Source organism: Rugamonas violacea, assembly GCF_016461825.1.
GTDB lineage: Bacteria > Pseudomonadota > Gammaproteobacteria > Burkholderiales > Burkholderiaceae_D > Rugamonas.
Map to the genome: position 1 here is coordinate 153,910 of NZ_JAEMNU010000079.1, position 11,270 is coordinate 165,179.

Annotated in this window: 10 protein-coding genes; 4 read left to right on the forward strand and 6 right to left on the reverse strand. The window is 68.8% G+C overall.

What is annotated here, in order from left to right:
- Positions 1-5 precede the first annotated feature (5 nt).
- The 4 genes from astD to astC all read right to left on the reverse strand — a co-directional run bounded on the left by astD (position 6) and on the right by astC (position 4,924).
- Positions 6-1,481: a succinylglutamate-semialdehyde dehydrogenase gene (astD, locus tag H7U20_RS15675; RefSeq protein WP_199760083.1), complete on the reverse strand. Its 1,476-nt coding sequence runs from the start codon at positions 1,479-1,481 to the stop codon at positions 6-8.
- Positions 1,474-2,529, reverse strand: coding sequence for an arginine N-succinyltransferase (gene astA / locus H7U20_RS15680; RefSeq protein ID WP_199760084.1), 1,056 nt, complete (start codon positions 2,527-2,529; stop codon positions 1,474-1,476). The genes astD and astA overlap by 8 nt, the downstream gene beginning before the upstream one ends.
- Positions 2,530-2,566: 37 nt before the next feature.
- Entirely contained in the window at positions 2,567-3,598 is a 1,032-nt protein-coding gene (locus H7U20_RS15685; protein ID WP_199760085.1) for an arginine N-succinyltransferase, read from the reverse strand.
- Between the two features lie 105 nt (positions 3,599-3,703).
- Complete coding sequence (astC, locus tag H7U20_RS15690) at positions 3,704-4,924, reverse strand: acetylornithine/succinylornithine family transaminase (protein WP_370593161.1); 1,221 nt, start codon at positions 4,922-4,924, stop codon at positions 3,704-3,706.
- 328 nt (positions 4,925-5,252) lie between these two features.
- Here astC and H7U20_RS15695 point away from each other — a divergent pair, with 328 nt between their 5' ends.
- Positions 5,253-7,208: an ATP-binding protein gene (locus H7U20_RS15695; protein WP_199760087.1), complete on the forward strand. Its 1,956-nt coding sequence runs from the start codon at positions 5,253-5,255 to the stop codon at positions 7,206-7,208.
- Between the two features lie 144 nt (positions 7,209-7,352).
- On the opposite strand, the gene H7U20_RS15700 is transcribed toward H7U20_RS15695, so the two are convergent.
- Together H7U20_RS15700 and H7U20_RS15705 are read right to left on the reverse strand one after the other, a co-directional pair.
- Entirely contained in the window at positions 7,353-8,318 is a 966-nt protein-coding gene (locus tag H7U20_RS15700; protein WP_199760088.1) for a GlxA family transcriptional regulator, read from the reverse strand.
- A gap of 60 nt (positions 8,319-8,378) precedes the next feature.
- Complete coding sequence (locus H7U20_RS15705; RefSeq protein WP_199760089.1) at positions 8,379-9,278, reverse strand: DMT family transporter; 900 nt, start codon at positions 9,276-9,278, stop codon at positions 8,379-8,381.
- 124 nt (positions 9,279-9,402) lie between these two features.
- On the opposite strand from H7U20_RS15705, the gene H7U20_RS15710 reads away from it, so the two are divergent.
- The 3 genes from H7U20_RS15710 to H7U20_RS15720 all read left to right on the forward strand — a co-directional run bounded on the left by H7U20_RS15710 (position 9,403) and on the right by H7U20_RS15720 (position 11,224).
- On the forward strand, positions 9,403-9,870 hold the full coding sequence (locus H7U20_RS15710) for a MarR family winged helix-turn-helix transcriptional regulator (RefSeq protein ID WP_199760090.1): 468 nt from the start codon (positions 9,403-9,405) through the stop codon (positions 9,868-9,870).
- The gene (locus H7U20_RS15715; RefSeq protein WP_199760091.1) at positions 9,867-10,148 is read left to right on the forward strand and encodes a hypothetical protein; all 282 of its coding nucleotides are present in this window, start codon (positions 9,867-9,869) and stop codon (positions 10,146-10,148) included. The genes H7U20_RS15710 and H7U20_RS15715 overlap by 4 nt, the downstream gene beginning before the upstream one ends.
- A gap of 239 nt (positions 10,149-10,387) precedes the next feature.
- Positions 10,388-11,224 (forward strand): HDOD domain-containing protein, encoded by an 837-nt coding sequence (locus tag H7U20_RS15720; protein WP_199760092.1) that lies wholly within the window; start codon positions 10,388-10,390, stop codon positions 11,222-11,224.
- Positions 11,225-11,270 lie beyond the last annotated feature (46 nt).

Here is an 11,270-nt window from a genome sequence, read left to right on the forward strand (position 1 = left end):
TGTCTTTAGAAGTTCATGCCGGGCGAGAGCTTGGCCGGCATTTCCAGCACGCTGTTCTCGATCGAGGCGACCGGATAGGCGCAATAGTCGGCCGCGTAGTAGGCGCTCGGGCGGTGGTTGCCGGACTTGCCGACACCGCCGAACGGCGCGCTGCTGGCGGCGCCGGTGGTCGGCCGGTTCCAGTTGACGATGCCGGCGCGGGCGCGCAGCTGGAAGGTTTGCCACAGCGCCGCGTCGGTCGAGATCAGCGCGGCGGCCAGGCCGAACTCGGTGGCGTTGGCGGCCTTGATGGCGCTGTCGAAATCGGCCACGCGGACGATTTGCAGCAACGGACCGAACCACTCCTCGTCGGCGATGCCCTTGGCGTCGGTGACGTCGACGATACCGGCCGAAACGAAGCCGCTGGCCGGGTCCAGATGACGCATCTGCAGCAGGCTCTTGCCGCCCTTGGCGACCATGTCGGCCTGCGCCTGCAGCAGGCGCTCGGCGACGGCGGCCGACACCACCGGCCCCATGAACGGCGCCGGCTCGGCGTTGGACGCGCCGATGGTCAGGCGGCTGGCGACATCGACCAGGCGGGCGATGAAGGCGGCCGCTTCCGGCGTGTCCCGCACGATCAGGCGGCGCGCGCAGGTGCAACGCTGGCCGGCCGAGATGAAGGCCGAGGAGACGGCCATGAAGACGGCGGCGTCGATGTCCTTGACGTCCCACACCACCAGCGGGTTGTTGCCGCCCATTTCCAGCGCCAGCATCTTGCCCGGCTGGCCGCCGAACTGCTTGTGCAGCGCGCTGCCGGTCTGGCAGCTGCCGGTGAACAGCACGCCATCCAGCTCGGCGTCCTGGCCGAGCGCGACGCCGGTGTCGCGGCCGCCGTTGACCAGGTTGACCACGCCGGCCGGCAAGCCGGCCTGCTGCCACAGCTGCACCGTCTTGACGGCGGTGCGCGGCGCGTACTCGCTCGGCTTGAAGACGATGGTGTTACCGGCGATCAGGGCCGGCACGATGTGACCGTTGGGCAGGTGGCCGGGGAAATTGTACGGACCGAACACGCCGAACACGCCGTGCGGACGGTGGCGCAGCACGGCCTCGCCGTCGGCCACCTTGTTGTGGCTCTCGCCGGTGCGGGCGGCGTGGGCCTGCACCGAGATGTCGACCTTGTTGGCCATGGTGGCCACTTCGGTGCGCGACTCCCAGAGCGGCTTGCCGACTTCCTCGGAGATCAGCAGCGCCAGCTCCTCGGCGTGCTCCTTGAGCAGGTCGCGGAAGCGGGTGCAGACGGCGATGCGCTGCTCCAGCGGCGTCAAGGCCCAGCCCTCGAAGGCGACGCGCGCGGCGGCGCTGGCCTGCGCCACGTCCTGCGCGGTGGCCGCGCGGCTGGCCCAGGTCTGGCGGCCGTTGGCCGGATCGATGGTGACCAGTTCGGCGCCGCTACCCGCCAGCCATTGGCCGTTGATGAAGTTACTCAGAGCGTGTTCAGACATGGGGATTCTTCCTCAAATTGAGTGGCAGGGTGCGCACGGTGTCGCCCGGATGGCAATGCAGCAGTTCCTGTTCGGCCTCGGGCAAAGCCAGGGCGCCGTGCAGCGGCACCGCCTGCGACAGGATCATGCGAAAATCTTTCAGGTCGGTGTTGGAGACCAGCGTCGGCTCGGCGCCGACCTCGCTGGCGCAGCTCGATTCGACCTGGCCGACCACGCCGATGTTCGACAACTCGCTGTCGCGCATGGCGCGCAACTCGGAGACGCGGGCCTGCAGCACCGGGCCGGCGTCGAAGATGTCGACGTAGCCCTCGAAGTGCATGCCCTCCTGCTCAAGCAGGCGGCGCGCCGGCGCGGTCGAGACGTGGACCTTGCCGATCACCTCCTGCGCCTCGTTCGGCAGATAGGCCACGTACAGCGGCTGGCGCGGCATCAGCTCGGCGATGAAGGACTTCTTGCCCAACGCGGTCAGGTCGTCGACGTGGTTGAAGTCCATCTTGAAGAAGTGCCGGCCCAGGCCCTCGTAGAACGGCGAGCGGCCGTCGGCCTCCTGGAAGCCGCGCATCTCGGCGATCAGCTTCTCGGTGAACAGGTGGGGGAACTGGGCGATGAACAGGAAGCGGCATTTCGACAGCAGCTTGCCGTTGTTGCCGACCCGGTAGTCGGGATGCAGGAACAGCGAGCACAGTTCGGTGCTGCCGGTCAGGTCGTTCGACAGGTACAGCGTTTCCATGCGGGTGAACACATCGAGCTCGCGGCTGGAATGGACCAGGGTGCCGATGCGGTAGTTATAGAACGGCTCCTCCAGCCCGACCGCGCCCTTGATGGCGCAGACGCCGGCCAGGCGGCCGCTGTCGGTGTCCTCCATGACGAACATGTAGTCGCGCTTGGCCGGCGCAATGGTCTCGGCGAAGGAGGCGACGGCGACGGCGACGCGGTCGCCCAGCATCTTCATGTCCGGCTTGAGGGTGGTCATGCCACTGCCGACCTGGCTGGCCATTCCGTACAGGGCGTCCAGATCTTCGGCCTTGATTGCGCGTACAACTAGCATAGGGTTCCCACTTCAGTAAAAGTTCTCGCGCGCGCCGTCACAGGCGCACGCAGATGACGGTGTCGCCCTCGGCGATTTGCAGCGCCTCCTGCACATCCAGCGACAGGCTGACGCTGCCGCCGGCTTCGACCGGGGCGCAGTCGGCCACCACGGCGCGGAAGTTCTGTTCGGAGGCGGCGGCGACGGCGTAGCTGACGCGAGGCACGGCGGCGCGCTCCGGCGCCGCCGTCTCGACCCGGCGCCGCATGGCGCCGTTGAAGGTGCGCAGCGCGTTCTTGTTGGCCTGCAGGATGGGGCCGCCGTCGAAGATGTCGATGTAGTCGTCGGCCTCGAAGCCCTCGGCCGTCAGCAGGTTGAAGGCCAGTTCGCCGGACGGGTGGATCTGGCCCATGGCCGCCTGGGCGTCGCCCGGCAGCAGCGGCACGTAGACCGGGTAGTGCGGCATCAGCTCGACGATCAACGTGCGGTTGCGCGCGCCGCCGATGACGCGCTCGGCGTCGAGGAAGTCCATCTGGAAGAATTTGCGGCCCAGCGCGTCCCAGAACGGCGAACCGCCGGCAGCGTCGGTGATGCCGGCCAGCGGCACGAAGAAGCGGTCGCCGAAGCGCTGCTGCGCCAGCACGGCGTACAGCAGGCGGGCGCGCGACAGCAGCGCCGCCTCGGGGCCGCCCTGTTCCTGCTCGGCGACGTAGAAGCTGGACAATTGCGAGCAGGCCGTCAGCTCGGAGCACAGGGTCAGCGCGTGCACGCTGTGGCTGATGTTCAGGTCGCGCGAGACCTGCTGGATGACGTCGTTGCGGAAGGAGAAATAGGTGCCGTTCGAGCCGGCCGAGGCGTAGATCGCGGCGGTGCCGACGAGGCTTTTCGTGTCCAGCGATTCGAGCACGAACAGATACGATTCCTCGCTGGGGATGTCGACATGCGCGGCGAACGAGGCCAGCGAACGCTCGACCGCCTCGGCGATCTTGTCGCGCGTCTTGGGCAAGGTGTGGACACCCGGCATGGTCACTGCGGCCAGCGCTTCGAGGGCAGCAATATCCGCTAGTTCTACCGGACGGACAACGTACATGTGAGCTCCTTCAATGCGATCAATAGCAAATGCCGACCCGCCGCAAACGCGGCGGGCCGGATGGCCCGCGCCGAGCAAACGGCGCGGGCGGTGTTGGCCGACGCTTCAGGCGGCCTTGGTCAGGCCGTCGAGCGCGGCGCGCAGCAGGCGGTCGAACTCGGCGATCTGCGCATCGGTGACGATCAGCGCCGGCGCCAGACGCAGCACCTCGGTGCCGGCGATCAGCACCATCAGGCCCTGCGCTTCGGCGGCCCGCTGGATGTCCTTCGAGCGGCCCTTGAAGGCTTCCGCCAGCACCATGCCGAGCAGCAGACCGGAGCCGCGCACCAGGGTGAACACCTGCGGGTAGTCGGCGACGATCTTATTCAGCGCGGCGCTCAGGTTGGCGCTGGCTTCCTTGACGCGGGCCAGGAAGGCCGGCTGGTTGATCGTGTCGAGCACGGTCAAGGCCACCGTGGCGGCCAGCGGGTTGCCGCCGTAGGTGGTGCCGTGGGTGCCGACCGACAGGGTCTTGGCCAGTTCCTCGGTGGTCAGCATGGCGCCGATCGGGTAGCCGTTGCCCAGCGCCTTGGCGGCGGTCAGCACGTCCGGCGTGACGCCGCAGCCCATGTAGGCGAACAGCTCGCCGGTGCGGCCCATGCCGGATTGGACTTCGTCGAAGACCAGCAGCGCGCCGGTCTTGTCGCACAGCGCGCGCAGCTCTTTCAGGAAGGCGACGTCGCCCGGCACCACGCCGCCCTCGCCCTGGATCGGTTCGACCACCACGGCGCAGACGTCGTCGCCGATGGCGGCGCGGGCCGCTTCGATGTCGTTGTAGGCGATGTGGTCGATAGCCGGCGGCAGCGGCTCGAAGCCTTCGGTGTACTTGGCCTGGCCGCCGACCGACACGGTGAACAGGGTGCGGCCGTGGAAAGAGTGGAAGCAGGAGACGATGCGCGACTTGTGCGCGCCGAACTTGGTGTGGGCGTGCTTGCGGGCCAGCTTGAAGGCGGCCTCGTTGGCTTCGGCGCCGGAGTTGCAGAAGAAGGCGCGGTCGGCGAAAGTCGCCTCGGTCAGCGCGGCGGCCAGGCGCAGCACCGGCTCGTTGGTGTAACCGTTGCCCAGATGCCACAGCGTGTTGGCCTGCTTGGTCAGCGCCTCGACCACCAGCGGATTGCAATGACCCAGCGCGGTGACCGCGATACCCGAGGTGAAGTCGAGGTAGTGCTTGCCGTTCTGGTCCCACAGGTCCAAGCCGGAGGCGCGCACCGGCACCATCGCGGCCGGCGCGTAGGTCGGCACCAGCACCTCGTCGAAGGTCTGACGGGTCACGGGACGTGTGGTCACGGTCGAATCAAGCTTGGCATTCATGGCATTTCCGATCAAGTTAGGTACGGTGGCGGCGCAACAGCCGACTGGTGTACACATTATAAAAAGCGGGATGCTAAAACTCTTTTCTAACTGCGACAAGGATTTTCATTTTTGACCGGCGTGCAAGCTTGTCGCTTCGACCACCGCCGGCGCCCGGCGCCGCGCCGCGCCGGCTGTGGCGGCGCCGTCACCAATGGCTTGCAATCTACGTGTCAAGGCCGGCGCGGGCTGTCATCGTCCGGCTTTGTCAGTTATCCTGTGTGACAGCGCAGCGTATTCGATGTCGGCCCACGGATCCTCCACCATGCCCCTTGCACGCACCCTGCTGGCCGTCTGCGGCACCCTCCTGGCCCTGGCCTGGGGCGGCGCGGCATCGGCGCAGGGGCAGGCGCAGGCCGCCGCCGCGTCCACGGCGGCGCCCACCGCGCCGGCGACCGCGCCGGCCGCCGCCGCCGCGCCAGCGGCGACGCTGGCGTTGACGGCGCCGCAGCGCGCCTGGCTGGCGGCCCACCCGCGCATCCGCGTCGCGGTCGACGCCACCCGCGCGCCGATCGAGTCGGCCGGCGAGGACGGCCAGCCGCGCGGCATCTCGATCGAATTCCTCCACCGCGTCGAAGCGATGCTGGGCCTGCGCTTCGAACTGGTGCGCACCGACTCGGTGGCCGACAGCCTGGGCCGCATCGAGCGGCGCCAGGTCGACCTGATCTCGGCCATCGTCCAAACGCCGACGCGGCAAAGCTTCATGCGCCTGAGCGATACCTATCTGAGCACGCCGGTGGTGATCTTCGCCCCCACCAGCACGCCGCCGCCGGGCGGCATGGGCGGCCTGGCCGGCAAGCGCGTCGCCGTCAGCGCCCGCAGCAGCATCGTCGAGGCGATGCGGCGCGACTGGCCGACCATCGTCCAGGTCCCGGTGGGCAGCTTCCGCGAGGGCGCCGACATGCTGCACCGGGGCGCGGCGGCGGCCATCATCGGCCCGCTGCTGACCGGCACCCACCAGTTGGTCGAGCTGGGCGCCAGCGACATCCGCGTCGCCGGCGAGACCGACTACAACTACCAGGTCGGCATCGGCGTGCGCAGCGACTGGGACGCGCTGCTGCCGATGCTGAACCTGGCGCTGGCCGCCATCCCCAAGGGCGAGCGCGACGCCTTCCGGCAGAAGTGGACGACGGTGCACTACAGCCACGACGTCGACTACCGCCCGCTCGGCGCGCTGGCGCTGGCGGTGCTGGTGGCGCTGGTCTTCATCCTGCAGCTGCGCGTGATGGTCAAGCGCCGCACCGCCGAGCTGCGCGAGGAGATCGGCGTGCGCCGCGCCCGCGAGGGCGAGATCCAGCAGCTCAACGAGGCGCTCGAACTGCGCGTCGAGCTGCGCACCGCCGAACTGCGCCGCGCCAACGAGGACCTGCGCCTGGCCACCGACCAGCTGGTGCAGACCGAGAAGGTGGCCTCGCTGGGGCGGCTGGTGGCCGGCATCGCCCACGAGCTCAACACGCCGCTGGGCAGCACCCTGACCGCCGCCACCACGCTCAAGGCGCGGGTGAGCGCCTTCGGCAAGGCGATGGCCGAGGGCGCGCTGAAGCGCTCGGTGGCCGACGATTTCGTCGGCCAGTGCCAGCAGGTGTGCGACATCATCGAGCGCAACGCCTACCGCGCCGCCGGCCTGATCGACAATTTCAAGGAGCTGGCGGTGGACCAGGCCAGCGCGCGCCGGCGCCGCTTCCCGCTGCGCCGCACCGTCGACGAGGTGATCGCTACCCACCGCAACGCCTGGAAGAACACGCCGCACCGGGTCGAGGTCGAGATCGCCGACGACATCGAGCTCGACAGCTTCCCCGGGCCGCTGGCCCAGGTGCTGTCGAACCTGCTGGAGAACACCCTGGTGCACGGCTTCAAGGAGGGCCGGCCCGGCCTGGTGCGCATCGCCGCCGTGGCGCAGGGCGGCAAGCTGGCGCTCGACTACAGCGACGACGGCGCCGGCATCGCGGTCGAGTTCTGCGGCAAGATCTACGACCCCTTCTTCACCACCCGGCTGGGCCAGGGCGGTTCGGGGCTGGGCCTGTACATCGTGCAGACCCTGGTCACCGGCGTGCTGGGCGGCGGCATCGTGGTCAACAGCGGGGTCGGCCGCGGCACCCGCTTCCACATCGTGCTGCCGCTGGTGGCGCCGGTGCTCACCGACGGCAACGCCAGCGGCGCCCACGGCATGGTGCCGCTGCCCCACTTCGAGCAGCCCGGCGGACCGGGACCGGCGGCCTAGGCCACGGCGTTCGGCACGCTTACTCCAACAGCGCAACCTTGCCCCAAGGGCGCAACCTGGGGTCGGACCCGCCGGGTCCGACCCCGGCATTTGCCGCTGGGGTCAGCCGGCGTCCCGCAGGGCTTGCCGCCATCCGCGCCGCGACTACGCCGCCGCAGCCGCCGCCGCCGCCGCCGGCATCAGCTTGCGCTGGCGCTCCTCGCGCGGGGTGTTGCCGAACAGCGCGCCGAAGGCGGTGGAAAAGTGCGAGCCGGACGAGAAGCCGCACATCAGCCCGACCTGGACGATGGAATTGTTGGTATCGAGCAGCAACTGACGGGCCCGCTGCAAACGCAGCTCCAGATAGTAGCGCGACGGCAGGCTGCCCAGGTATTGCTTGAACAGGCGTTCGAGCTGGCGGCGCGACAGGCCGACCAGGTTGGCGATGTCGTCGGTCGACAGCGGCTCCTCGATGTTGGCCTCCATCAAGGTCACCGCTTCGGACAGCTTGGGTTGCAGCGCGCCGAAGCGGGCCTGCAGGGCCACCCGCTGGCGCTCCTCGTGGCCGCGCACGCGCTCGACGCACAAGGCCTCCTTGATGCTGGCCTGCACCGTCGCGCCGAACAGGCTCTCGACCAGGGTCAGCGCGAAGTCGATGCTGGCGGCGCCGCCGCAGCAGCTCAGGTGGCGGCCGTCGATCTCGAACAGATGCGGGGTGAGGATGGCGCGGTCGCTGATCTCCTCGGTGTCGGCGTACAGCGCCCACGGCAGGGCGACCCGGACGCCGCCCATCACGCCGGCGTCGGCCAGCCACAACACGGCGGCGCCGACGCCGCCCCAGAACTGCGCCGAGCGGCAGCGCTCGATGACGGCGCGGCACAGCTCGGGCGGCGGCGGCGCCTGGGTTTCGTCGGCCACCAGCAGGGCCAGGTGCCAGCCGGGTTGGGCCACGGCCGCCTCGGCCGGCGTGCGCACGTCGAGCCGCAGGACCTCCGGGCCGAGGATGGCGGCGGCGCGGCGCAGCGGCTGCACCAGGCCGGCCCAGGTCAGGGCGTCGGCCTCGCCGGCGTTGACCAGCAACATGCGCAGCGGCCGCTCCTGGGCGATGCGGGAAAGATTAGCGAAGGACATCGGGCGGGCTGGGGACTCGTGGCATGGTTGTCGTGGGGTGCCGCAGGCGTGGTGGCGGCCTCATTCCGGCGCCAGCGCGGCGGACGGGCGCACGGTGCTCCACTGGCTCACTATCATACCGGAGATCAACAGGGCGGCGCCGACCAGGCCGGTCCAGGCCAGCGTCTCGTTGAGCCAGAAATAGGCGAAGATGGCGGCGCAGCCCGGCTCGAAGGCGTAGATCACCGCCGCCTCGTTGGCCGTGCTGTGGCTCTGGCCCCAGGTCTGCAAGGAGATGATGGCGGCGGTGGCGACCACGCCCAGGTAAATCAAATTGCTCGAATACTTGCCCAGGGCCGCGCCGAGGCCGGCCCAATAGTGGTGCGCGGCGGCGCCGCCCGGCACCTCCCGCACCGCCAGCCACAGCGCCGCGCACAACGCCACGGTGACGATCTGCGCCGCCGTCAAGGTCATCAGCTTGTCGACCTTGCGGGTGGCGCCCTCCATCATCTTGACGTAGACGCCGAAGCACAGCGCCGCCAGCAAGGCCAGGGTGTCGCCGCGCCCCCAGCTCAGGCCGCCGTCCCAGCACAGCGCGAACAGGCCGGCCAGCGCCAGCAACAGGGCGACGACGATGCGGCGCTCCGGCGCCTTGCCCGCCAGCACGCCCAGCAGCGGCACCACCAGCACGTTCAGCCCGGTGACGAAGGCGTTGCGGTTGGAGCTGGTCAGCGCCAGGCCTTCGATCTGGCAGACGTAGCAGACGAACAGCACCACGCCGACCAGCGCGCCCTGGGCCAGGTCGGCGCGGCGGGCGCGCCACAGGAAGGGCGACAGCAGCAGGCTGGCCAGGGCGAAGCGGACCAGCACGATCCAGGTGGCCGACAGGCTGCCGGTCATGTCCTTCATGGCGGGAAAGGTGGTGCCCCAGACCAGGGTGACGACGAGCAGGGCGGCGATACCGCGAAGGTGGTGGGGCATGAAGGGGTATCTCGAAGCGGATAGATAAACTGCCAACTTATTGGCGCACGGCATATAGTACCCGGCCGTGGCGAAAATGGCGAACCGGCCGGCGGTCGGCGGCCGGACAGCTATAATCATGCCTATGGGTGAACGATATTTGAAAAGTATCCGGCTGCTGGCCGAATGCCTACAGGGTTTTGAACGCCTGTCGGGCGAACACGTGCGTCGTTGCGGCCTGACGCACGCCCAGTTCGACATCATCGCCACGCTGGGCAACACGGCCGGCATGACGTACAAGGAACTGGGCGACAAGACCCTGATCACCAAGGGTACGCTGACCGGCGTGATCGACCGGCTGGAACACAAGGGACTGGTGGCGCGGGAGCGCAGCGTCGACGACAAGCGCTCCTTCTTCATCCGCCTCACCGCGGCCGGCGAACAAACCTTCTGCGAGGTGTTTCCACAGGTCATAGCGATGGGCGGCCAGGTGTTCGCCCACTACAGCGAGGACGACTTCGCCGCCCTTGAAAAAACGCTGGCCGGACTCAAACAGGTGATAGCGGCCGGCGGCCCGCCACCCATTCTCGACACAACCAAGGAAATCATTTGAAAACGACTCTGCTCGAGGGCATGACGCCTGCGAAATTCGACAAACACATCATCGGCAACCTGCTGCTCAACGTCAGCACCCCGGACATCGTGCGCCAGGAAAAACTGCTGATCGGCATCCGCAACGAGGATGGCGAGATCTACCGCCTGATCGGCGCGACCAAGCCCAACAGCTACATCAACGCGATCGAGGAGCTGTTCGACCTCGGCCTGGTCGACGAGCTGGAGGACACCGACGGCACCCGGGACGGCTGCGACGCCATCTTCAGCGAGGCCTGAGGCCACGCTGCGGCGGCGCGGCGCCGCTGAGGCGGGGCGCCAAGGCGGTGCGCCAAGGCGGGGCGCCAAGGCGGGGCAACAACAACGGGGCCGGCGCCCGACCCGGCGGTTTTTCTTCGGAGAGCCGCCCGGGCCGGCGCCGGCCCCGTTTTTTTGGGCGCATACTAGCCGGGCCGGACGATGCATACAACAACATTTAAAAAATTCCGTACAGCAATATTGCGAGTATAATTTTTTCAATGGACAGACTAGCCGCCTTTCAACACATCGCCGCTCAAGCGAGCCGGGGAGAACTGACGTTCCCCAGCAACGTGAGCGCCTCCATCAAACTCCAGCAGGCCTTGAACGACCCGGACTGCCACAGCGAGGCCGCCGTCAAGCTGATCCAGGCCGACCCGCTGCTGTCGGCGCGCGCCGTGGCGATCGCCAACTCGGTCGCCTACAACCGTTCCGGCAACGAGATCACCAATGTCCGCTCGGCCGTGCAGCGCCTCGGCGTGCGCACCCTGCAGTCGCTGGTGGCGGCGCTGATCGTGCGGCAGATCGGCAGCCAGATCAGCGACCCGGTGTTGCAGGCCAAGGCCAGCGCGCTGTGGCAGCACACCGCCCACGTCGCCGCGCTGGCCCAGGTGATCGCCCGCCGCGTCACCCGGGTCGACCCGGACACGGCGCTGTTCGCCGGCATCGTCCACGAGGTGGCCGGCTTCTACATGTTGTCGCAGGCCGGCGCCTACCCCGGCATCATGGACGGCGAGCCGGAGGACTGGGTCGAGCACGGCGAGGTGGCCATCGGCCGTGGCGTGTTCGCCAAGCTGGTCATTCCGGAGGCGGTGCAGGCCTCGGTCGAGGCGCTGTGGCACGGCATGCGCGCGCTGCCGCCCGAAACCCTGGGCGACACCCTGCTGCTGGCCAACGACCTGGCGCCCATCCCGTCGCCGCTGCACGAGCGGCCCGGCGCCACCACGCCGCAAGCGGCGCGCACCATCGATTTCGTGGTCGGCGAAGGCACGCTGCACGACATCATGGCCGAATCGGCCGACGAGGTGAAGTCGCTGTTCGCCGTGCTGATGCTGTAGCGGCGCCAGCGGCGGCAAGACAACCCACAGGCAGAGAGCCGGGGTC